The sequence below is a fragment of the Pseudomonas sp. IT-P44 genome, from assembly GCF_949768225.1.
Taxonomy (GTDB): Bacteria; Pseudomonadota; Gammaproteobacteria; order Pseudomonadales; family Pseudomonadaceae; genus Aquipseudomonas; species Aquipseudomonas migulae.
Genome location: NZ_CATKQM010000023.1, coordinates 1 through 23357, shown reverse-complemented (window position 1 = coordinate 23357; position 23357 = coordinate 1). Strand labels below are relative to the sequence as shown.

The 23357-nt window shown below is 59.3% G+C and carries 22 protein-coding genes; all 22 read right to left on the bottom strand.

Annotated features, from left to right (window positions below; translation table 11 throughout):
• Window positions 1-58: 58 nt before the first annotated feature.
• The gene (locus ACM6IO_RS13170) at window positions 59-1534 is read right to left on the bottom strand and encodes a sigma-54 dependent transcriptional regulator (protein ID WP_008044600.1); all 1476 of its coding nucleotides are present in this window, start codon (window positions 1532-1534) and stop codon (window positions 59-61) included.
• 173 nt (window positions 1535-1707) lie between these two features.
• Entirely contained in the window at window positions 1708-2004 is a 297-nt protein-coding gene (locus ACM6IO_RS13165) for a hypothetical protein (RefSeq protein ID WP_008044601.1), read from the bottom strand.
• Between the two features lie 10 nt (window positions 2005-2014).
• Window positions 2015-2410 (bottom strand): flagellar export chaperone FliS, encoded by a 396-nt coding sequence (gene fliS, locus ACM6IO_RS13160; protein WP_008044602.1) that lies wholly within the window; start codon window positions 2408-2410, stop codon window positions 2015-2017.
• A 129-nt stretch (window positions 2411-2539) separates the two neighbouring features.
• Window positions 2540-3973 carry a flagellar filament capping protein FliD gene (gene fliD / locus ACM6IO_RS13155; protein ID WP_192226036.1) on the bottom strand — a complete coding sequence of 478 codons (1434 nt, stop codon included), beginning with the start codon at window positions 3971-3973 and terminating at the stop codon, window positions 2540-2542.
• A gap of 82 nt (window positions 3974-4055) precedes the next feature.
• Window positions 4056-4421 (bottom strand): flagellar protein FlaG, encoded by a 366-nt coding sequence (locus tag ACM6IO_RS13150; RefSeq protein WP_008044605.1) that lies wholly within the window; start codon window positions 4419-4421, stop codon window positions 4056-4058.
• Between the two features lie 72 nt (window positions 4422-4493).
• A complete protein-coding gene (locus tag ACM6IO_RS13145) occupies window positions 4494-5339 on the bottom strand; it encodes a flagellin domain-containing protein (RefSeq protein ID WP_008044606.1) in 846 nt (281 codons plus the stop codon).
• Window positions 5340-5583: 244 nt separating this feature from the next.
• Window positions 5584-5859, bottom strand: coding sequence for a hypothetical protein (locus ACM6IO_RS13140; protein ID WP_414911605.1), 276 nt, complete (start codon window positions 5857-5859; stop codon window positions 5584-5586).
• Window positions 5856-7148 carry a motility associated factor glycosyltransferase family protein gene (locus tag ACM6IO_RS13135; protein ID WP_414911604.1) on the bottom strand — a complete coding sequence of 431 codons (1293 nt, stop codon included), beginning with the start codon at window positions 7146-7148 and terminating at the stop codon, window positions 5856-5858. The genes ACM6IO_RS13140 and ACM6IO_RS13135 overlap by 4 nt, the downstream gene beginning before the upstream one ends.
• Window positions 7149-7234: 86 nt before the next feature.
• Complete coding sequence (locus tag ACM6IO_RS13130) at window positions 7235-8161, bottom strand: ketoacyl-ACP synthase III (RefSeq protein ID WP_008035244.1); 927 nt, start codon at window positions 8159-8161, stop codon at window positions 7235-7237.
• Between the two features lie 228 nt (window positions 8162-8389).
• A complete protein-coding gene (pseI, locus tag ACM6IO_RS13125) occupies window positions 8390-9442 on the bottom strand; it encodes a pseudaminic acid synthase (protein ID WP_008044612.1) in 1053 nt (350 codons plus the stop codon).
• Window positions 9435-10940 (bottom strand): UDP-2,4-diacetamido-2,4,6-trideoxy-beta-L-altropyranose hydrolase, encoded by a 1506-nt coding sequence (pseG, locus tag ACM6IO_RS13120; protein WP_414911603.1) that lies wholly within the window; start codon window positions 10938-10940, stop codon window positions 9435-9437. Before pseG ends, pseI begins: the two co-directional genes overlap by 8 nt.
• The gene (gene pseF, locus ACM6IO_RS13115) at window positions 10937-11632 is read right to left on the bottom strand and encodes a pseudaminic acid cytidylyltransferase (RefSeq protein WP_192226026.1); all 696 of its coding nucleotides are present in this window, start codon (window positions 11630-11632) and stop codon (window positions 10937-10939) included. Before pseF ends, pseG begins: the two co-directional genes overlap by 4 nt.
• 4 nt (window positions 11633-11636) lie before the next feature.
• The gene (gene pseC / locus ACM6IO_RS13110) at window positions 11637-12800 is read right to left on the bottom strand and encodes a UDP-4-amino-4,6-dideoxy-N-acetyl-beta-L-altrosamine transaminase (RefSeq protein WP_008044617.1); all 1164 of its coding nucleotides are present in this window, start codon (window positions 12798-12800) and stop codon (window positions 11637-11639) included.
• The gene (gene pseB, locus ACM6IO_RS13105) at window positions 12797-13798 is read right to left on the bottom strand and encodes a UDP-N-acetylglucosamine 4,6-dehydratase (inverting) (protein ID WP_192226024.1); all 1002 of its coding nucleotides are present in this window, start codon (window positions 13796-13798) and stop codon (window positions 12797-12799) included. The genes pseC and pseB overlap by 4 nt, the downstream gene beginning before the upstream one ends.
• 30 nt (window positions 13799-13828) lie before the next feature.
• Window positions 13829-16762: a glycosyltransferase family 2 protein gene (locus ACM6IO_RS13100; RefSeq protein ID WP_414911602.1), complete on the bottom strand. Its 2934-nt coding sequence runs from the start codon at window positions 16760-16762 to the stop codon at window positions 13829-13831.
• Window positions 16763-16816: 54 nt separating this feature from the next.
• On the bottom strand, window positions 16817-17545 hold the full coding sequence (locus ACM6IO_RS13095) for a cephalosporin hydroxylase family protein (protein ID WP_223436172.1): 729 nt from the start codon (window positions 17543-17545) through the stop codon (window positions 16817-16819).
• A gap of 31 nt (window positions 17546-17576) precedes the next feature.
• Complete coding sequence (locus ACM6IO_RS13090) at window positions 17577-18242, bottom strand: acetyltransferase (protein ID WP_414911601.1); 666 nt, start codon at window positions 18240-18242, stop codon at window positions 17577-17579.
• The gene (locus tag ACM6IO_RS13085; RefSeq protein ID WP_414911600.1) at window positions 18239-19360 is read right to left on the bottom strand and encodes a DegT/DnrJ/EryC1/StrS family aminotransferase; all 1122 of its coding nucleotides are present in this window, start codon (window positions 19358-19360) and stop codon (window positions 18239-18241) included. The genes ACM6IO_RS13090 and ACM6IO_RS13085 overlap by 4 nt, the downstream gene beginning before the upstream one ends.
• Window positions 19357-20583 carry a class I SAM-dependent methyltransferase gene (locus tag ACM6IO_RS13080; RefSeq protein ID WP_192226014.1) on the bottom strand — a complete coding sequence of 409 codons (1227 nt, stop codon included), beginning with the start codon at window positions 20581-20583 and terminating at the stop codon, window positions 19357-19359. Before ACM6IO_RS13080 ends, ACM6IO_RS13085 begins: the two co-directional genes overlap by 4 nt.
• Window positions 20580-21140, bottom strand: coding sequence for a dTDP-4-dehydrorhamnose 3,5-epimerase family protein (locus tag ACM6IO_RS13075; RefSeq protein ID WP_192226012.1), 561 nt, complete (start codon window positions 21138-21140; stop codon window positions 20580-20582). Before ACM6IO_RS13075 ends, ACM6IO_RS13080 begins: the two co-directional genes overlap by 4 nt.
• The gene (gene rfbG, locus ACM6IO_RS13070) at window positions 21137-22219 is read right to left on the bottom strand and encodes a CDP-glucose 4,6-dehydratase (RefSeq protein WP_207285378.1); all 1083 of its coding nucleotides are present in this window, start codon (window positions 22217-22219) and stop codon (window positions 21137-21139) included. The genes ACM6IO_RS13075 and rfbG overlap by 4 nt, the downstream gene beginning before the upstream one ends.
• A complete protein-coding gene (gene rfbF, locus ACM6IO_RS13065; RefSeq protein WP_192419584.1) occupies window positions 22201-22974 on the bottom strand; it encodes a glucose-1-phosphate cytidylyltransferase in 774 nt (257 codons plus the stop codon). Before rfbF ends, rfbG begins: the two co-directional genes overlap by 19 nt.
• Between the last annotated feature and the right edge of the window lie 383 nt (window positions 22975-23357).

Below are 23357 nucleotides of genomic sequence, written 5' to 3'. Positions count from 1 at the left end.
TAGCAATACCCGTGCCTAAAAAAAACCGCCTACAAATGAACGACTTGAAAAACAGGCGTCAATCATCCGCCTGTTCATCACCATCGCGACGGCTCATACCGTACTTGCGCATCTTCTCTACCAGCGTGGTACGACGGATCCGCAACCGCTCGGCAGCGCGCGCCACGATGCCATTGGCATCATCCAGCGCCTGCTGGATCAGGCCCTGTTCCAGACCACCGAGGTAGTCTTTCAGGTCCAGGCCTTCCGGCGGCAGCATGGCGTTGGCGGTGAAGTCCGGAGTGTGACCGTTGATGGCCACGCGCTCTTCAAGATCGCTGCGCAGGCTATCGACCAGTTGCTCGTCTTCGTCATCGACGTAGCGGAATTTCTTCGGCAACTCGACCACACCGATCACCCCGTACGGGTGCATGATCGCCATGCGCTCCACCAGGTTGGCCAGTTCGCGAACGTTGCCCGGCCAGCCGTGACGGCACAGCGACATGATCGCTGCGGAGTTGAAACGGATCGAACCGCGCTTCTCGTGCTCCATGCGCGAGATCAACTCGTTCATCAGCAGCGGAATGTCTTCGACACGTTCGCGCAGCGGTGCCATCTCGATCGGGAACACGTTCAGGCGGTAGTACAAGTCTTCGCGGAAAGTGCCGATCTCGATCATGCTTTCGAGATTCTTGTGAGTCGCCGCGATGATGCGCACATCGACGCTTTGGGTCTTGTTGCTGCCCACGCGTTCGAAAGTGCGCTCCTGCAGCACGCGCAGCAGCTTGACCTGCATCGGAAGCGGCATGTCGCCGATTTCGTCGAGGAACAGCGTGCCGCCGTTGGCCAGCTCAAAGCGCCCGGCGCGACTGGTGATCGCCCCGGTGAACGCGCCCTTCTCATGGCCGAACAATTCGCTTTCCAGCAACTCGGCCGGGATCGCCCCGCAGTTGACCGGGACGAACGGCGCGTCACGACGCTTGGAATGGTAGTGCAGGTTGCGCGCGACCACTTCCTTGCCAGTCCCCGACTCGCCGAGGATCAGCACACTGGCGTCCGTGTCGGCAACTTGCTGCATCATCTGACGGACGTGTTGAATCGCCCGGCTGGTGCCGACAAGACTGCGGAAAAGGTTGGGCTCGCGATGACGACCGCGCTCGCGGGCCTGGTCGTACATCTCTCGATAGACCTGGGCACGGTGCAGCGAATCGAGCAGTTTGCTGTAGCTGGGTGGCATTTCGAGGGTCGAAAGCACTCGGCGACGCTGGTCTTCTGGCAAGTCAACGGAAGAATTATCGCCCATTAACAAAACCGGAAGGAACTCATCCCAGGTAGAGAGTGTCTTTAACAAGCCCGGAAGTGCACCAGGAGCATTGACCGTCCCGATGAGGACACAGATCACTTCACGACTTGATGACAAAGAGCCGACAGCCTGCTGCCAGTCATGGCTACCGCAGGGTAAATTTTCTTCGCCAAGAAAATTTAAAATCACCGCCAGGTCGCGGCGGCGGACGCTATCGTCATCAATCAGCAGAATTTTGGTTTCACGCCACATGCAATAGCAACTTCCCTAGTCAACTCAATGCCCGAAATGATGGGGCAAGCTAGACGCTTGCAGACACGTTATGCCTGTAGACGCCTGAAATCTGGAACCAGCCACTAGTTAAGTCAAAAAACCGTGCACAGTCAAATTTATGGCGCACTATGTTTGGATTAACTGAGGATTAATTAACCAAACAGATGGTAAACCTTTGCAGCGTTCTGTGCTTGATGGATCTGCGACATCTCATCAACTATTGCTTGTCGCTCACCTGTCGCCGCCTCCAGAAGCTGCTTGTACACCCCCAGCAACTCCTCAAGATTGTCGCGCAAGGCGGCCTCGTCTACCGAAGCTTCACTCAAGACGTCTTCCATGCAGGAACGACAAGCCAGATCCAACTCACCGATGGCTTCCCAATTGCGCTCGGCCAAGGCACCGACGAGGGCATCACGAGTGTGTTCGATACGCTGCAATACAAGACTCATGGTGATCTCCTTAAAACTGCGGACCCGGCGCGGCGATAGCATCCCAGCCTTCTTTGACTGTGCGAAGCAAATCGGCGACTTCGTCGAGAATCTTTGGATCGGTTTTGACGTTGGCTTCTGCCAGGCGCTTCATCATGTAGGTGTACAGCTTGTCCAGCTCACCCACAGACTCAATCGAATTTTCCAGGTCCAGGCCTTCACGCAAGCCACCGACGATCGCGATCGCCTTGCCGATGAAAATGCCTTTGTTGGGAATATCCTTGCGTTCCATGGCACCCTTGGCCTGAGCGATGCGATCCAGCCCACCTTCCATGAGCATTTGCACCAGGCGATGGGGGCTGGCTTCGGAAGTCTGGGCCTGAGCACCAATCTTCTGGTACTGCCGAAGGGCTAACATCGGGTTCATGCTGTACCTCATCAAAACTTTGTGATTCGTATAGCCAGTGTATCGACACCGCGTCAAAAATCTTTAGATCGAAACAAAAAAAGCCCGACAAGCGGAATTCGCTGCCGGGCTTTTGGCGCCTACGCGCTATCAGCCTTTTTTCTGTGCGTTCATCGCCTCAAACATCGAGGTAATGTTGCTCGCCGTTGCCTTGAGCTTGCCGACAAGAGTGTCCATGTCGTTGTACTTCTTGGTCAGCACGGTTGTCAGAGTCGCGACTCGACGATCCAATGCCTCCTGCTGGCTGGCCAGGTTGGTTTTAACCTTCGCCAGGCTGGCCGAACGCGCATCAAGGATGCCTTCGTTGCCAGTCACGGTATAAGGCGTAATCGCCGAATTCATTCGCTCCAGCAGCCCCTTGGCCGCATCGCCGGTCGCCGCAGGATCACCCAGGAACAGCTTCTGAATTTCACCACCCAGTTTCTGCGTATCCATCGCCGCAGAGAACTTGGTGCTGTCAAAATCGAGCGCACCGGTTTTCTGGTTAGTGGTAATACCCAACTGCGAAAGCACGGTCAGTTTGTCGCCAGCACCGGTACTTGCCAACGGTTCACGGATCGACGCCAGAACACTGCGACCCAGCGAGTCACCGGTCAATGCCGCGGGAATGGTTGGCTTGCCATCTTTATCCAGGGAAGGCTTGCTCAGCGTACTGACGGTGCTGACCACCTGGTTGAAAGCGTCGACAAAGGCCTGGATCGATTTTTTCAAACCGTCACTGTTCGGCCCGACCGTCACAGTGGAAGTACCCGTCGTCACCAGATTCAGTGTCAGGCCGGAAATGGCGCTATCCACGGTGTTGGATTTGCTGGAGATAGCCAGCCCGTCAACCGTAAAGCTGGCATTCGCAGCGAGTTCGCCGATGGCACCCGCCGAAGTCCCATCAGGCGTGGGACCCATTTTCTGGCCCGCGGTAATTTCCAGGCCCGGAATACCACTGAGCGTGATATCGGAATTCAAACCGGTCGCGGTAGACCCCAGGACCAGACGCGAACCGAAGGAGTCAGTGACAATGTTGGCACTGAAGCCATTGGCGCCTTGCTGGGTGTTGATCGCATCCCGCACCGTCTGCAACGTAGCGCCAGGAGGAATGGTGACCGGTCGGGCAATGCCATTTTGAGTGATATTGAGCGTACCGTCCTGAATGGCACTGGTAGGGCCAAGGGCAAACGCAGCGGTCGCCACTTTCGAAGATGTCGCAAGGTTGTTGACCTTGATGACATACGTGCCGTTGACCGCCGAGTTGCTGGCGACAGAGGTCAGCACTTTGGGATCGGAACTCGTGGCGTTGTAACCCAGGAACTGAGGGGTCTTGGTATCACCAAGGTTTTTGATCGCGGCCTGGAAATTCGCCAACACACTCTTGAGGGTCCCGACACCGGAAATCTGCGATGTATTGGTGTTCGTCTGCCGGTTGATCTGGGTTTGCTTGGCCGATTTATCAGCATCAACCAAAGCTTTGACGATAGCCGTGGTGTCAAGGCCGGAGCCTAACCCCAGACCCGGTAGAATTGGACTTGCCATGTGGGACTCCCTTCAGTGTGTCGCCGGCCTTTTGACCATTACAACGCCCAAAAGAACATAGCAACAAAATTCGTGCCAGCTGTCAGACTTTAGCGCTGAACAACAGGCTGCTTGCATCATTCAAACTATTGGCCAGTTTGAGCACTTCTTCGTTGGGGATCTGGCGAACCACTTCACCCGACTCACTGGCGATCACTTTAACGATAACCTTGCCTGAAGGTTCATCGATCGAGAACTCCAGATTGCGCTTGATCGATTGAACGAACTTTTCGATTTCCTGAACGGCCATCTTCAGTTTGTCCTGCTCGCTTTGCGCGTCTTTTGATTCATCCTTGACCGTTGCCACGGTGGCAGCATCGGCTCGAGGCTTTTCCACCGATTGTTCAGCAACAGTCGTCGCCGGCTTCGCGGCAGGATAAGACAAGTTCAGCTTCACGCTCATATCCATGTCCATCACCTCTTAAATTGAAAAAGCGAGAGAGCGCGCGTGCGCACTCCCCCGCCAAAACTTACCCAGCTATTACTGAAGCAGTTTCAGTACAGCGGATGGCAGTTGGTTGGCCTGGGCCAGAACCGAAGTGGAAGCTTGTTGCAGGGTGTTTTGCTTGGTCAGCTGTGCAGTTTCAGCAGCGAAGTCGGTATCTTGTACGCGGCTCAGTGCAGCACTGGCGTTTTCGTTGATGTTCTGCAGGTTGGAGATCGTGGTGGAGAAACGGTTCTGAGCAGCACCGAGGTCAGCACGAGTGGAGTTGATTTTGTCCAGGGCAATGTTGATGGCCGAGATCGCGGACAATACAGAGTTGTGGTTACCCGAGTTGGAAGTACCGGAGATGGTAGTACCGGTCATGCCCAGGGCGCTGGCGTCGAAGCTGGTCGACAGGGTCAGAGTGATCTGGTTGTCGGAAGTAGTGTTCGAACCTACCTGGAATTCCATTGCGCCAGCAGTACCGTCGATCAGCGCTTTGCCGTTCAGGTTGGTGGACTGAGCAATACGGGTCAGTTCTGCAACCGACTGTTGGTATTCTTTGTCCAGAGCGGTACGGTCAGCAGTGCCGTTGGAGTCGTTTCGCGATTGCAGTGCAATTTCACGCATACGTTGCAGAATGTTGGTCGACTCTTGCAGAGCGCCTTCAGCGGTCTGAGCGATCGAAACACCGTCGTTGGCGTTTTTGATAGCCATGGTCTGACCACGGATCTGCGAGGTCATACGGTTAGCGATTTGCAGGCCGGCGGCGTCGTCTTTGGCGCTGTTGATTTTCAGGCCGGAAGACAGGCGAGTCATCGAAGTCGAAAGCGCGTCGGAAGCACGGTTCAGGTTCTTCTGAACGTTCAGCGACGTAGTGTTGGTGTTTACTGTCAAAGCCATGACGAATTCCTCGTTGGTTGGGTACTGCGGCTTCCGGCCCTGGCAACCGCCGGGTATGGCCTAGAGAACCTTCGTAATAGTTATCGTCGCGAATGCAGGTTGCTTTAGGCCATTTTGAAAAAAATTTGCCATCACACTGCCACCCCCCATAAAACAAGGGCTTGGCGGCAAGCCAATCCAAAAAAGTGACGTCAGGGAAATGCCGGTAACGGGACAGCGAGGACTCGCCTGTACCGGCACATTGTCAAAAGCCTTGACCGGCCGTGGTCGCTTCCAGCAATTGGGGCAACTCATAATCAAGATAATCGGCCAGCGCCAACCAGTCCTGCGCCTCCTGACAGGCCTGCATGTCGGTGAGCAACGCCGTCCAGCGGGATTGGATCTCGACAGTCTCGTGCCCCATTGCGGATTGCACATCACTGCAAATCTGGACCATGAGCAGCGCCGCTTCGACATCTCGCCCCAGACGGAACAAAACAGAACACTGCAGCGCTTGGGCAATCAGGGAGGATTCAGTCATCGCGTGAGCTCCGGATGAAACGTCGTGCCGACGATCATCGCCCCTGCCCGACTGCTGTTATAGAAAGCCATCTGAGGATGCCCGGCGATGTACCGTTCCAGCTCGCACAAGTAACTGCGGAAATTGAGCTGCGTCTTGACTCGCTGACCGTGGCCATCGAGCACCCAGTGCCGGGCGGCGCCCACGTTCGGCCCAAGGTCACCGTCATTCCAGCCGGCGTGGGTCTTGTTGTTCGGAAAAGCAAAATCGGCGCCGAACAGCGTGATCTGGCTGGCCCCCATGTGTACCGCCAGGTCCACCGCCGGGTGAATCACACTGCCACCGACAAACAGTTGGGCCTTGGGCAACTGCTCGCGCATGTCCCTATAGACAGGGCTGGCGGAATAGGCCACGTAACGCTTGCCCTGCCAGCCTCCCAAGACCTCTGGATCAACCATGGGCATGTAGACCAGCGTGATATCGCGCGTGGCATCGCACGGCAAATGTCGCGTCGAGATACGCTGATCAATCGTGACCACTACATCCGGCTTGATCCCATGCTCGATAAGCGGTCGGTAGGCCGTATCGACGCAAATGAACAACGGCCGCTGCGCCTGTTCGCGTACCGCGCGCAGCGTGTCGAAGTGCTGTTCCAGGCTGGGTCCGGTGGCAATGACAAACACTTCCCTGCCGGAACAGGTGGCAAACAGCTCCGCAGCATCGGCATCGGCGCGAACACGCTCGACACTCGCCTGCAAACGCTCGGCAATCTCCGGATTGTCGGCATTGAACTCGCGATTGTTGAAGGTCAAATGGGTTTCGCTGATCAGCCGGTCGCGGATCTTGGCGTTGTAGTCGTCCGCCAGCACCAGCTCCGAAGGCAGCGCGAAGTACGGCAACTGGATTTCCGCCAGATCGCCGGCGTACAGCAGCACCACTCGTGAATCGGCGAGCCACGACTGTTGATCGAGCAGTTGCAGCACCAGGGAAAACACCGCGCCGTTCAGAATGTGCACGTACAACCGTTCAAGCCCGGTTCGCTCCAGCAATTGCAGCTGCAAATCCCCCAGCCCGGTGCCATAGACATGCACCACCGGACTGTCGACGGGCAGGCTGCCGGCCTGAATCAACGCTTCGCGAGTGCGGTCATGGCGACTGGTCAACTGAATGCCATTGATGCTCAATGTCGAGCCCTGGCCATCCACCAGATCAGCGCGCAACTCGGTGCTGTTCTCCACCGACAGTCGATGCCAGACCTTGGGCCAACGCCGCTGAATCAACTCGCCGTTGCGCTCAAACAACTCGCTCATGGAGCCTCGCTTTTCATTCGGGCAAAAAAAAAATAGCGCTCAAGGTTACACCTTGAACGCTATTTTTATGCCTGGCTTTTGAAGGATCAAGGGCGATAGATAATCGCCGAGCCCCATGACAAACCAACGCCGAAACCGCTCAACGCCACACGTTTCCAGGTGGAGTCCAGTACGTGTTTCTCCAGCAGCAACGGGATACTCGACGAAACGGTGTTGCCGGTTTCGACCATGTCCTTGATGAACTTCTCCGGCTCGCCTTCGAAGCGTCGAGCCACAGCGTCGACAATCGCGGCACTGCCCTGGTGAATGCAGAACGCATCGATATCGTCAGCGGTCAGCTGCGAATCGGTCAGCAGTTCGTGCAAGTGCGCCGGGACTTTCAGCAGCGCGAAGTTGAACACCTGACGGCCGTTCATGAAGAACACCCCGTCGGTCACCTTCAGGTGCGGCGCACCGGAACCGTCGGTGCCGAACTTGGCCTTGCCCAGTTGCCATGGCGCGTTTTCGCCCATCCAGGTTGCAGTGGCGGCATCGCCAAACAGCATGGTGGTGTTGCGGTCTTCCGGGTCGACGATCTTCGAGTACGGATCTGCGGTGATCAGCAGGCCATTCTTCAAGCCTGCGGCTTCCATGAAACCCTTGATGGCGTAGATGCCGTAGACGTAGCCCGAGCAGCCCAGGGAAATATCGAACGCGGCGACGGTGGTCGGCAGGCCCAGTTTGTCCTGAACGATGGCGGCGGTGTGCGGCAGGCCTTCTTCGTCGCCGTTCTGCGTGACGACGATCAGTACGTCGATGTCTTCACGTTTCAAGTCCGGATTGTTGGCGAACAGCGCATTGGCTGCTTCGACACACAGGTCCGAGGTTTCCTGACCAGCGTCTTTGCGCGGCAGGAAGGCCGAACCGATCTTGCCCAGGATGAATTCTTCATCCTTTTCGAATTTTGCACCTTGTGCGTAATTGTCCACGCCGGCTACAGGAACGTAGCTCGCAATGCTTTTTATGCCAATCATTACGGCTTCCCAATAATAAACAGCCCAATACCACCGCTCGTAATGATTCGAGGGGCGCCGACAAACGGAGAAAAACGCCGCCTCATTGAGGCGACAGCGGGAAGAATAAAAGGCTATCACTGGGCCAAAAACAGGCCAGGCGCCACCTTCCCGATTAATACAATACAGTGAAGATGCGCGTTATGACTCGCAGGTCACTCTATTTTGCCGAATCGGCACCATAAGGGGTTATTCGACCAACGACCAGTCCAGCGGCGTTCCGCGCGGGATAGCCTTACGGGCACGGCGGCCCAGAAGGGTTTCCGCGTGTTTTGGAGCCAACCCCAGCCCCGGACGAATGGCTCGCAGATTAGCGACAGAAAAGGGCTCGCCGGCAGCCATGTCCTGAGTCACGTAGAGCGAGCGGCGGTACATCAGAGACTTGCGCTCGGCGTCCGTCACACCGTAATGCACATGCCCCATGGCCTGCCACGCGCGTTCGGTTTCTATCACCAGGCTGGCGAGCTCCGCCGGCTCCAGCGAAAAACTCGCGTCCACGCCACCGGCACTGCGGTCGAGGGTGAAGTGCTTTTCCACCACCGTCGCCCCGAGAGCCACCGCGGCCACAGACACACCGACGCCCATCGAGTGGTCAGACAGCCCGACTTCACAGCCAAACAATTCGCGCAAATGAGGAATCGTCCGCACGTTGCTGTTGGCGGGCGTCGCCGGGTAGGTGCTGGTGCACTTGAGCAACACCAGATCCTTGCAACCGGCTTCGCGGGCGGCACGTACGGTTTCGTCGAGTTCAGCGATGCTGGCCATGCCGGTAGAAATAATCAATGGCTTGCCGGTCGCAGCGACCCGACGAATCAACGGCAGGTCCGTATTCTCGAAACTGGCGATCTTGTAGGCCGGCACGTCGAGACTTTCGAGGAAGTCCACTGCGGTGTCATCAAACGGCGTGGAAAACGCGAGCATCCCCAGCGCCTTGGCGCGGGCGAAAATCGGCGCGTGCCACTCCCACGGCGTATGCGCTTTTTCGTAGAGCGCGTACAAGGACGATCCGGCCCACAGACTGTTCGGGTCCTTGATGAAGAACTCGCCCTCGGACAGGTCCAGGGTCATGGTGTCGGCTGTGTAGGTTTGCAGCTTCAAGGCGTGCGCACCCGCCTTGGCTGCGGCATCGACGATTTGCAGGGCCATGTCCAATGACTGGTTATGGTTGCCACTCATCTCGGCGATGATGAACGGCGGCGCATCGGCCCCGATCAAGCGGTCGCCAATTTTGAAGCTAGTCATTGCAGTGATCCTTTAATACGCGCGTGAACGCGCAAGCATTCTGAGTGAAACCGGCTTCGCGAAAAACCTTCAGCGACGGCTGGTTATCTGGCACGACTTGAGCGGTGATAGTCCGCAGTTGCGGCCAATGGGTGGTCACGAAAGCCTCGCCCCGAGCCAACAGCGCCCTGCCCCAGCCCAGGCCGATGCGATCTTCAAACAGATAAATCGAGACTACAGCTTCAAATTCGCTCAAGTCATAACGCAACACGCCCACCGGGCCGTCATCGGCCTCGGCGATCAGCAGCAGACGCTGTGCATTGTTCAAACTGGCGGCCAGCCAGTTTTGATGCGACGACCATTCGATCACCCCGGTCTCCTGCGACCAGCGCCGTACCGCTTCGGCATTACGCCCGTCGAACAGTAGCTGTGCATCGTCGGTGGTCGCGGGGCGGATCAGCAACACCGCGCCGGCCAGGGCGGCCGCCACCCGCTGTGCGCCCCGACCATCGACCAACTGGCGCGAATGCTCGGCCAGACTCTGGCGTATCCCAGGATTGCCCGCGACAAAACCGATGGCCTGACGCAATTGTTCGACGCTCACCTGCTCACGGGGTCCCAGGTACACATGGGCGCCCGAGGCCGCCATGACCTCGCCGTTGGCCTGCTGATTATTCGAGACCGCAATGCAAATCGTCGGCAACCCCAAGGCCGCCCGCTCCCAACTGGTTCCCCCACCGGCGCCGACGAACAGGTCGGCCTCGATCATCAAGCGGTAGAAGTCGCTGACAAAACTGTGCAAGCGCCAGTTGGGATGACTCGCCGCCATGGCCACCATCTTGTCCCATGCCGGGTTATCGGCACCGGCCACGAAATCAACTTCCAGCGCATGGAAATCGGCCATCGCCAACATCGCGTGATAAGTCTGCATCGCCGCATCGAAACCGCCGAAATTGACCAGCACCCGTTTTACCTGGGGCTTGATCGCAATTGCCGGGCAGCAGAACTCATCGCGCAGCATCGCGAATCGCGGGCCGAACAACGTCTGGCAACCAGGCTCAAGCAGCGAACCATAAGCCTCTGGTGTACCCGACAGGTTCTGGTTGAGCAGCAGGTCGACGGCGTACTGGCGAGTGGCGAGGTCGTCCACCGCAGCGATCCGTGGCGCCCAGCGCCGAGCCGCCGTCTGCCAGTGATGATCGAGCCCATAGTGGTCGACGATGATCCAGTCGAATGCCGGATGGTTTTCCAAGGCGTGCGCCAGCGCGTCGATGTCCGCCTGCCACGGCAGCATGGATTCGATGGCTTGTTGCGGGTCTTCGTCGGGATAACGATCGGGCAGTGCGAAGGTTTCGAAGCCTTCGGCTGCCAGCATGTCCAGCCGATGCCCCGGCAGTTGGCGGCATGCAAAAGCAACATGCGAGCCCTGTTTGCGCAAAACCCTGGCCAGCGGCAACAAACGAGCGATGTGCCCGCTGCCAATGGTGGGCGACGCGTCGGAGCGAATCAGCACTCTCATTGCAACTCACCACCAGCCTTCAGCGCAGCGTACAAGTATTCGGCGCGTGTCCAGTCTTCGAGGGTGTCGATGTCCTGCACCAGATGCCGCGGCAGGATCACCGGCAGGCTTACCGGGGAAAACAACACGTCGCCGCGCAACCAGGCCTCGCTGCGCCCCCAGTAGAACTGGCCGGCGTCCTGAAAGGCTGCGGGCAGATCCTGCGACCGCGTATTGCGGAATTCCGGGTACAACGATGTCAGCGCGCCCTGCTCGTCGAGGGTCAAGGCGCGCTGCACGGGAAAGCCGAAATCGGTCACGGAAAACGCGAAGGATTTTTCCGGATGCTGCTCCAGCAGTTCAAGTCCCTGACGCAGAAACCCTACCTGCAACAGCGGTGCGGTTGCGTAGATGCAGCAGGCATAGTCGAACGCTGGTAATTGATTCAAGGCATGAACGATCACCGCGGCGGTGCCGGTGAAGTCGTCGGCCAACGACGCAGGACGCAAGAACGGCACCTGAGCCCCGTGATCACGCGCGACCTCGGCGATTTCTTCATCGTCGGTGCTGACGATCACCTGGTCGAACAGTTGCGACTCCAGCGCCGTGCGAATCGAACGAACGATCATCGGCACGCCGTCGAACGGCTTGAGGTTCTTGCGCGGGATTCGCTTGCTGCCGCCGCGGGCCGGAATGATCGCAACGCTGCTCACAACACTACTCCTCAAGAACCAGGCGCCGCAGTTGCGCCACCACATAGTCCTGCTGCTCATCGCTCAGCAAAGGAAACATCGGCAGGCTGATGGCCTCGGCGTAATAACGTTCGGCCTGCGGGAAGTCACCTTCGGCAAACCCCAGGTCGCGATAGTACGGCTGCAAATGCACCGGTATGTAGTGCAGGTTCACACCGACCCCGGCCGCTCGCAAGCCTTCGAACACCTGGCGATGACTGAGGTTGATCCGGTCGGTGTGCAACCGCACCACGTACAGATGCCACGCCGATTCGGCCTCCGGCTGCGCGCCGGGCAAGGTCAGCGGCAAGTACGCCAGCGACCGCTCATAACGCGCCGCCAGTTCACGGCGGCGCGCAATGAAGCCATCGAGCTTGTCCAGCTGCGACAGACCGAGTGCCGCCTGCAGATCGGTGATCCGGTAATTGAAGCCCAGCTCCACCTGCTGGTAGTACCAGGGGCCGTGACTGGCTTCGGTCATCTGTTGCGGATCGCGGGTCATGCCGTGGCTGCGCAGACGCTGCAAGCGCTCGGCCAGTTCAGGGCGGTTGGTCAACACCATGCCCCCTTCGGCGCTGGTGATGATTTTCACCGGGTGAAAACTGAACACCGTCATCGCCGCAAATTCGCCGCAGCCCACCGGGCGTCCGGCATAGGAAGCACCGACCGCGTGGGACGCGTCCTCGATCACCGTAAAACCATAACGTTCGGCCAGCCCGGCGATCATGCGCATGTCGCAGCTCTGCCCGGAAAACGCTACGGCCACCAGCACCTTCGGCAGCGTGCCAGCGCGCTCGGCGGCCTCAAGCTTCGATGCCAGTGCGTAAGCGTCGAGATTCCACGTCAGTGGATCGATGTCGACAAAATCCACCTCGGCGCCGCAATAGCGACCACAGTTGGCCGAAGCCAGAAACGTATTCGGCGTAGTCCATAGCCGATCACCCGGGCCGAGTCCGGCCGCGAGGCAGGCAATGTGCAACGCCGCCGTGGCATTGCACACCGCCACGGCGAAATCAGCCTGGCAACGTTGCGCCAATGCCTGTTCGAAGCGTTCGATGGTCGGCCCTTGAGTGAGCCAGTCCGACTGCAGCACGGCGACCACCGCATCGATATCTGCCTGATCGAGGCTCTGCCGACCGTAGGGAATCATGCCGGCAGTTTCGCGTGCAGTTCAGCGATCTGGCCAACCGACAGGTAGTGCGGATTGGTGTCGGACCGGTACTCGAAGTCTTCTCTGACAGGCCGGCCCTGCTCGCCCAGTTTGTCGACGGCAAAATCCACGTCGACGCTGGTGAAACGAATCGAGGGTTGAATGGTGTAGTGATCAGCAAACTCCAGGGTCATCCGCGCGTCGTCCAGCGGCACCATCAACTCATGGAGTTTTTCTCCCGGACGAATGCCGACGTTCTTGTGCGGCAGATGTTCAGCCATGCCCAGTGCCAGATCGACGATACGAATTGACGGGATCTTGGGCACAAACACTTCACCACCGTGCATGCGGGCGAAGCTGTCGAGCACAAACTGCACACCGTGATCGAGGGTGATCCAGAAACGCGTCATGCGCTCATCGGTGATCGGCAGCTCCGTGGCGCCCTCGGCGATCAGCTTGCTGAAAAACGGCACCACCGAGCCACGCGAACCGGCAACGTTGCCGTAACGGACCACCGAAAAACGGGTGTTCTGGTCGCCGGCGATATTGTTCGCAGCGACGAACAATTTGTCCGACAGCAGCTTGGTCGCGCCGTACAGGTTGATCGGGCTGGCAGCCTTGTCGGTGGACAGCGCGACGACTTTTTTCACGCCGTTGTCGATGGCCGCGGCAATGATATTTTCCGCGCCGTTGACGTTGGTGCGGATGCATTCGGTCGGGTTGTACTCTGCTGCCGGCACTTGTTTCAGTGCCGCGGCATGCACCACGTAATCGATGCCGCGCATGGCCTGGCGCAGACGGTCGGCATCGCGCACATCACCGAGGAAGTAACGCATGCACGGCGCGTTGAACGTCTGCTGCATCTCGTACTGTTTGAGCTCATCGCGCGAGAACACCACCACCCGCTTCGGCTGATATTGCTCCAGCAGCCGGCGGATGAAATTGCGCCCGAACGAGCCGGTGCCGCCTGAGATGAAAATCGATTTACCGTTGAACATGCCTTGAGTCCTTGTACCTGTCAGTCAGGCTTATGCGAGCAACTGCGCCCAGTTCACCGGGGCCGGTTCACTCAGGGCAAAGCCCTTGCCGGTCAAGGCCAGGTTGTTGTTGTAAGCCTCGTCGTGCGCGAAACGCGCCTGCCACTTGTCGCGCAGGGCCGCCACTGCCTGGGGAGCGTCCGGCAAGGTGCCCGGGTGGGTAACTTGCACTTGCGGCGTCCACACCGTGAGCAACCCGGCGTCGGCGACTTTCAGGCACAGATCGACATCGGCGTACACGTCATCGAAATGCTCCCGATCCAGACCGCCGAGTGCGTCGAATACTTCCTTGCGAATCATCAGGCATGCACCGCTGACGGCCGCGTAATTCTGCTCGACGAGCAGTCTGCGCATGTAGCCGGACGCGTCCTTCTTCTCACCAATGAAGGGCGAAGCAATCCCGCCGTCGAGCCCCAGAATCAACCCGGCACCGGTCACGCTGCCTTCGCGGTCCACGAGCTTGGCACCGACCACGCCGACTTCGGGACGCTGGGCCTGATTGAGTAGCGCCTCGATCCAGTTGGCGTTGACCACTTCGGCGTCCGCCGCCAGCAGCACCAGGTATTCGCCTTGAGCCTCGCCGGCTGCGAGGTTGATCAGGGCCGACGTGCTGAGACGCTGTTCAGCCTTGACCAGACGAATCCGGCCCCGTCCGTTTCGTTCCAGGCTGTCCAGACAGGTGTGAAGCTCGGCGGACTGGCTGTGGTTATCGGCAATGATAACTTCGTTGTTTTGATAGCGCGTGCGCTGCAAGACACTGACCAGGCAGCGCTGCAAGTGCTCCAGGTTGTCCTGGCTGTGGATGATGACCGATACCTTCGGACGCCCCGCATGGCGGTATTCGATACGCAAACCAGCCGATGCTTCGGCACTGACCTGGGCTTGATAACCGCGGGTCACCAGATGACGGACCAACGTCTGACGCTCGTGCTCGTTGGCTGTCGGCTCAGGAGCGGCGGTGATCAGCAACGGCTCGGCCAAATGGGCAAGGCCGGCCAGGCCACCGGTTTCGATCAGGCGCAGCAGCAGGTCGAACTCGAGCGCCGAGGCGAACTCGCGGGCAAAACCGCCGACTTCCACCAGCGCTTCGCGGCGAATCAGCCAGTGCCGTGCGATGAGTGACGGCAGGCTCTGCAACAGGTCGAGGTTGAAGGCTGGCCGGAACACATCGACCAGCGTGCCATTCTCCTGGCGATGAATTTCGTCCATCGCCACCGCACGGCAACCCTCGGCGTCTTGCAACTCGAGGCTGGCACGCAAGAAGCCGGCAGTGGTGAACTCGTCACCCGCCTCGGCCAGCAGCAACCAGTCCGAAGTCGACTGACGAGCGATCTGGTTCAGCTTGTCGACGTAATTGGCCGCCGTGACCTTGACGAAATGCAGGGTGTTTTGTGCCGTGGTGACTGCCGGCAAGTCGCCCGTGGTGAAGATCACCACCTTGAACGCCCGGAACGCACTTTCCATGAGGCTGTCCAGAGTGACCTGAAGCTTGTCCATGTCTGCGTCCAGATCGAGCAGCAGAATGCCGAACTGAGGGCCCCCTTCGCTGGCCGCCAGGTGCTGGTTGATTTTGCGCACCGCGGTATCGTTCGGTTGCCGGGCCTGCAGCCAGTTTTGCAAACGTCCCGACGGCATTGTGTCGAGCAACTGACGGCTGTCGAAGGTTGGCACGCTGTCCAGACGCTCAACCCAGTCGGTCAGTATCCGGGCATCAGCGGCTTCATCCATATCCAACAACTGCTGCGCCAGTTTCTGCATCACCCGACGGTTGAACGCTCCCAGGCCAACGGCTTCAATCAGACGGGTCTGGATGGTCGCCGGAGTGTCATTGGAATAGGTGCGCTGCAACGCTTCCTGCTTGAGCAACGCGCCTTCCATTTCTTCGAGTTGCAAGCGTCCAGCCGGCATCGAATGAAGCAGGAATTCGCACTGCGTCAGTTGGTCGAAGAAGGCACTGTTATAGAACGGCATTTCAACGTATTGCTGAGGGCCGAAGACCCGCTTCGGCCCTATCGTCGGATCCGTCCAGTAAGACTCGAAAATCGGCTCGATGGTCAGCGCGTTGCGTTTCGTCAGGCTCTCGGCGAGGGCGGCAAAACTTTGCAGCGCGACCTGCGCGGTCTGGTGTTCATCCAGACCTTTGATGCCGGTCGGCAGCGATGCCAGGAAGCCGGCAAAACGCTCACGGTCGGCGACAGACCGGGCGTCCTTGAGGGCCAGGGTCGTCATGATCTCGGTGTTGTGATCCGAGCGGCCATAGTTGACCTCTCGCACCACGTAAGGAATTGGAAGAATCCGCGCCTTGGCCCGGGCGAGCATGTAGTAGACATGCCCGATCTCCTGCCACTGGAAGATCGTTCCTTCAGGCATCGCGGCATACCAGTCACGCAGCAGCGAAGTCCGATGGACCGCATAGAACGGCGGAATGTACTGGCTCACGTAATCGAGTACACGATCCTGACCGAGCTCGGCGTTGTAGTCCTCGTTTACTTTCTTGTCACGAAGGTAGTACTGCACATAGTTGGAATGGGTCAGGTACATCAGGCAATAGCCATGGCACAGACCGTAGTCGGGGTTGGCTTCGAGGAAGTTCACCGACTCGGTGAGGCCACCGTGCATCAGGAAATCATCGTCGGAAGCGAAGACCATGTAAGGCGTGGTGACCTGCTCGACGCCGTACACCAGTTTGGCCTGGATTCCCCAGTAGCCGAATTGCGGCAAATGCCGATAGTCGATGGTGTCCGCAACCGCCGCCGCACCTTCGAGCGCGATGGCCGACGAATCGAGAACCAGGATCTTGCAAGGCAACGTGCTGTAGTACTGCAATGCCCTGCGCAGGAACGTCGGGCGATTGTGTGTAATCAGCACCAGAGTGAACAGTTCACTCAAGGGCTGCATGTTTTCAGAACCGTAAATGCCTTGCATATCCTTCCCCACCACAGACCGATTGCCTGATTAACGCTTGAATAGAGGTGTCGCTTAACGTACTCGGCGCAGGTAGCCATCCGGCGCGACAGTGATCAGCAGCTTGCTGTGAATGGCCTGGTCGATCTCGAAATCACGGTTCTCTTCCAGGTAGGCCCAGACCGCGGTTTTCGGGTTGTCACCCTTGCCCCATGGACGGTCCGGGAACGCATCTTCCGGCATGTCTTCGACCACGGTGTCCATGACCACGCAATAGCTGCCCACCGAGACCATCGGTGCATACAGGCGCAGCTCTTCGAGCACGTGTTCGTGGGTGTGATTGGAGTCCAGGACCACCAGCACTTTCTTGCCCTGGATGCGCTCGCGCACCTGGTCGACGATGGCCGTGTCGATGCTCGAACCCTGGATCATCTGGATGCGTTTGCTCATCGGGTGAGCTTCGATCGCTTCGCGGTTGTGCTGGCGGATATCGATGTCGACACCCAGCACTTCGCCATGGCCCATCAGTTCCAGGATCGAGGCGTAAAACACCAGCGAACCGCCGTGGGCGATGCCGGTTTCAACAATCACATCCGGACGCAGGTTCCAGATGATTTCTTGCATGGCGACCATGTCCTGCGGGAACTGAATGATCGGCCGGCCCATCCAGCTGAAGTTGTAGGTGTACTTGTGTTTGGCCGTGGTGCCGACCCAGGCCAGCGACTCGGCTTGCAGCGCCTCGTCCTTCTTCAGGCCTTCGATGTTGTCTTTTACTTCTTCGCGAAACTGCTCATGGGGATTCATTGAAACGCTCCAAAAAAAATAGGCAAACGGGTTAGTTGAAGACCTTACCGTCGGGGTAAGGCACCACGTTGGTCTTGATGATCCTGGCGGGATTGCCCGCCACGACTGAATAATCCGGGACATCTTTGGTGACGACGGCACCGGCGCCGATGGTCACCCAGCGTCCGATACGCAAGCGCGGCAGAATCGTGGCGTTGGTGCCGATGAACGTGCCGTCGCCGATCTCCACGCAACCGGCGATGCATACGCCGGGCGCCATGAACACCGAGTGGCCGATTTGCCCTTCATGCCCCACCACGCTGCCGGCGCTGATGCTGGTGTTGTCGCCCAGCGTTACCTCGGCCTGCATGATTACGCCTTCCTGCAGATAACTGCCCTGCCCCATGCGAGTCATGGTCAGGTCAATGCCGGGGTGGATGAACTGGCCCAGCGTTGCTCCGGCCTCGACCAGTTGGCGAGTGGTCTCGTAGCGCAGTTGGGTGCTGCCGGTGATCAGGTTGACGAAACGTACGTCCGGCCCCTTGAGCTCACTGACCAACGCCGAACCGCCAATGACCGGAACACCAAAAAACGGTGTCCCGTGTTTGTTCGGGTCATTGTCCAGAAACGCAAACTCGACATTCGGCGTGCTGCGCTTCACCGCGTGCAGCATGCGCACCGCTTCCGGGTTGGCCGCGCCCAGCAAGTACATCTTCACAGTGATTGCCTTTTTGCCAGCAGTGTACGCACCACATCCACCACCCGTGCCTGATCGGCGTCAGTCATGTCGTGATAACTCGGCAGGTTGAACGCACGCTCCGGCAAGGCAGACGAAACCGGAGTATCGACTACGTGCTCGCTGAACATGGGCAACGACGACAGTGGCCAGAAGAACACGCGGGCGTCGATATCGGCGGCCTGGAACGCGGCGATCATCTCGTCGCGATGGATCCCTGTCTCGGCATCGAATACCACCGTGGGCATCCAGTAACCGTTGCGGGCATGGGCAGGTTCGGGGTTCAGCGAAACCCCCGGCAGCGATGACAGCGCGCGGGCGTAATTGGCGAATATCGTCCGCTTGCGTTCGATCAGCTCTTCGATCCGCTCAACCTGAGCGCAGCCGACGGCCGCCTGCAAGTTGCTCATTTTGTATTTGAAGCCGATGAACTCTGGCCAGAATTGTTTGGTACTGCCCGCGACACGACCATGGTTGGACAACGTCAGGACGCGCTCATACAGGGCTTTATCCGAGGTGACGAAAATGCCGCCCTCGCCGGTGGTCATGGTTTTGGTGCCATGGAATGAAAACGCACCGAACGCCCCCATCGAGCCGGCAGCCTTGCCGCGCCACTGCGAGCCGATGGCTTCGGCGGCGTCTTCGATGACCGGGATACCGTGTTCGCGACCGATCGCCAGCAATGCGTCCATGTCACACAGGTTGCCGTAAAGATGGACCGCGAGAATAGCTTTGGTCTTCGGGGTAATTGCCTGCCTGACGAGCTCCGGATCCAGGCACCAGCTATCCGGCAGAACATCGACAAACACCGGCGTAGCGCCCAGATAGGTGATCGGTGCCGCCGAAGCGATCCAGTTGGTGTTGCCCAGGATCACTTCATCACCCGCGCCGATGCCCAGCGCCGCCATCCCCATGTGCAGCGCGCCGGTGCAGCTCGACGTCGCGATGGCATAGGTCGCACCAAGGTGCTCGGCAAACCCGTGCTCGAAACGCGTCAGGTATTCGTAGCAACGCGCGCCCCAACCGTTCTGCACGGCATCCAGGGCATACCGGGCTTCCAGTTCGCCGACACTCGGTTTGGTGTAGTGAATTCTGCTCATTGAATACTCAACTCCGGAACGGCAACGACAAACTGTGCGCCCCACTCTTTGACCGAGGCGAATTGCTGGGTGATTTCAGGCAACAGGTTCCATGGCAGAACCAGGATGTAGTCGGGTTGTTCGAGGGCGATACGCTCGGGCGACACCACCGGAATCCGGCTGCCAGGCAAGAACTTGCCCTGTTTGTGCGGATTGGCGTCGGCGACCCAGGCCAACAGATCAGGCTTGACCCCGGCGTAGTTGAGCAACGTGTTGCCCTTGGCGGCGGCGCCGTAACCGACCACACGTTTGCCATCGGCTTTCGCCTGCAACAAGAAGCGCAGCAATTGGTGCTTGATGCCCTCGGCGGCTGGCGCGAGGGTCGCGTAGTACTCGGGGGTTTTCACACCGGCGGTGATTTCGGCTTGCAGTTGCTGAGCAACCGCAGGCTGCACGTCACGACGAACGCCATCGGCACGCTGGACGAAAACCCGCAGCGAACCGCCGTGGGTCGACAGCTGACTGACGTCGAACACTTCCAGGCCGTTGCGTTCGCACAATGTCTGCACGGCGGTCAGGGACAGGTAGGAATAGTGCTCGTGATACAGCGTGTCGAACTGTTGCCCGGCCATCAGCGTCAGCAGTTGCGGAAACTCGAACGTCGCCACGCCGGTCGGCTTGAGCAGGGTCGCAAAGCCGCCGAGGAAATCATTGATGTCCGGCACGTGGGCCAACACGTTGTTGGCAGCCATCAGGTCCGCGGACCAGCCTTCGCTGACCAATTGCGCAGCGGTGTGACGGCCGAAGAACAACTCGCGGATCTCCAGGCCTTTTTCCCGCGCCGCTTGCGCGGTGCTGCGGGTTGGCTCAACGCCCAGGCAAGGGATGCCGCGACCGGCGACGTACTGCAACAGGTAACCGTCGTTGGCAGCGATTTCCACCACACGACTGTCGGCGGTCAGGCCGAAGCGCTCGACCATCTCGGCGACGTAGCGATCGGCATGCGCCAGCCAGGTGCTGGAGAACGAACTGAAATACGCATACTCAGCGTCGAACAGGCTGTCGGCGCTGGTGTAATCCTCGGTTTGCACCAACCAGCACTGCTGACATACCGCAACCTTGAGTGGCACCCACTGTTCAGCCTGTTCCAGCTGATCGGCACGAACGTAGGCGTTCGACGGCGGCGAGGTGCCGAGGTCGATCAGCGGCAAGGCCAAAGGAGTACCGCAACCACGGCAGTTCATAGACGCACTCCAGCGAAACGTTCATCGAGCAAGGGATGGCTGGCGTCCCTGGCTGACAGATTATTGACAGGCAACGGCCAGGCAATCGCCAGCCGTGGATCGTTCACCGACAAGCCGCCTTCATGCTCCGGCGCGTAGTCGGCGCTGTGCAGGTAAAGCAATTCGGCGTCGTCGGTCAGGGTCTGGAAGCCGTGGGCAAACCCGGCAGGTATGAGCAGGCTGCGACCGTCGCCGGCCCGCAGGTGTTCGGCGTGCCAGTGCAGGAACGTTGCGGAGTCGGGCCGCAAATCCACCGCCACATCCCAGACTTCACCGCGCAGGCAGGTGATCAGCTTGGCTTCCGGCGCGTTGGCATTCTGGTAATGCAGACCACGCACACTCGCGCGTGCGCGGGTGCAGGAATGGTTGATCTGGCGAATGGAAAACGCTTGGCCGAAGGCGCTCAGGCTGCCCTCGCAGAACAACCGGGCGAAGTGCCCGCGATCGTCTTCGAAGCGTTTGTGCTGCACGCTGAACAAGCCCGTCAGCGGCAGCGCCTTCAACGAAAACTCGCTCACAGCGCGCCTCGGTACAGGTTCAACTGACCCAACGTGATGCCACGCATGTCGTCGCCGTTTTGCCAGGCCAGATGCCAGTCGAGGGTCTGGGTCAGGCATTGTTGCAACGACCAGCGCGGCTGCCAGGCCAACAGTTGGCGGGCGCGGCTGCTGTCCAGGCGCAACAGGCCTGCTTCATGCAATTCACTCGGTTCGATGCGCAATCCGCGCGCTTGTGGCCAGCGGTTGGCGAGCAGCTCGACCACTTCGCCGACGCTGCACATGTCCGCTTCGCTCGGGCCGAAGTTCCACGCACCGGCGAACTCGGGGCCTCGCTCGTAAAGACCGGCGGCCAGTTGCAGGTAACCGGCCAGCGGCTCCAGCGCGTGTTGCCACGGGCGGACCGCTTGCGGGTAGCGCAGGGTCACCGGCTCGTCGGCGGACCAGGCTTTCAGGACATCTGGAATCAAACGTTCAGGGGCAAAATCACCGCCGCCCAACACGTTGCCGGCTCGGGCCGTGGCCAGGGCCAGACCGTGTTCGGCATACTTCTCAGCCGGGAAAAACGATGCCGCATACGACTGCGCCAGCAACTCGCAGCAGGCTTTGCTGCTGCTGTAAGGATCGTGGCCGCCGAGGGCTTCGTTTTCACGGTATGGCCACAACCATTCCTGATTGGCGTAGACCTTGTCGGTGGTTACCAGCACGCAGGCGCGCACGCCGCCGACCTGACGGATCGCTTCAAGCAGGTTCAGGGTGCCCATGACGTTGCTGGAGTAAGTCCCCAGCGGATCGCGATAACCCTCGCGCACCAGCGGCTGGGCCGCCAGGTGCAGGACGATTTCCGGTTGGGTGTCGGCGATCAGTTCAAGCAGGGCCCCCAGGTCACGCAGGTCACCGCGCTGATCGTTGATGCCTTCGTGGACACGTGCCAGTTCGAACAGGCTCGGCTCGGTGGACGGATCGAGCGAAAACCCGCTGACTTTCGCGCCGAGGCTTTGCAGCCACAACGTCAGCCAACTGCCTTTGAAACCGGTGTGGCCGGTCAGCAGAACCCGCTTGCCGCGCCAGAATTCCGGGCTCAGTCCCATTGCTTCCATGGGGCCTCCCCGCTCTGCCACAACTGCTCCAGATGGTTTTTATCGCGCAGGGTGTCCATCGGGTGCCAAAAACCATCGTGCTGGTAGGCAGCCAGTTGACCGCTGCTGGCCAGGCCGACCAAAGGCTCGGATTCCCAAACCGTCTCGTCGGCGGTAATCAGCGGCAGGACCTTGGGCGACAGCACAAAGAAGCCACCATTGATCCAGCCTCCGTCACCGCGCGGCTTTTCAGTAAAACCGCGGACCAGGTGACCGTCGCGTTCCAGTGCGCCGTAACGACCGGGCGGCTGAACCGCCGTGACCGTGGCGAGCTTGCCGTGGGACAGGTGGAAGTCCACCAGGGCACCGATGTTCAAATCGGACACGCCGTCGCCGTAGGTGAAGCAGAACGCGTCTTCGTTTTCCAGGTAGCGGCTGGCCCGACGCAAGCGCCCGCCAGTCATGGTGTCTTCACCGGTATCGATGAGCGTGACGCGCCATGGCTCGCTGTAGTTCTGGTGAACGTCCATGCGGTTGTTGCACATGTCGAACGTGACGTCAGAGGTGTGCAGGAAGTAGTTGGCGAAGAAGTCCTTGATCGCGTAGCCCTTGTAGCCCAGGCAAATCACGAAGTCATGGATCCCGTGAGCGGAGTACTGCTTCATGATGTGCCAGAGAATTGGCTTGCCGCCGATTTCAATCATCGGCTTGGGTTTGAGGTGCGACTCCTCACTGATGCGCGTGCCCAGGCCGCCCGCCAAAATAACTGCCTTCATCGTCTCCCCTCTTGTTCGTCACAGGGCTCAGCCAAGCTGTATCAAGCTTTTGCAGGCCTTCTGGATAAAACCTTCAATGCCGCTCAGGGCGCTTCTGGATTCACCGGAAGTGCTCGTTTTATGGCGATATCGGGGGGGCTTGCAGGAAACGCGCCAGCTCTTTCGCTGGGGTGGGTGGGCTCTGGGCCTTGGGTGTATATCCGTTTTTGTGGTCATGGCGGCTATTGGTTTCGCCCTTACGGCGAGTCACTTTCGAAAAGCGCGAAAGTAACCAAAGCGCTCTTGCCCCTTTCGTTCGGTGCCTCGCCTAGGCTCGGCATTCCCTCGCTCCGGTCCTGCTCCGTGGGCCCGCCGCCATCGGCCATCCATGGCCGGGGGCGGCT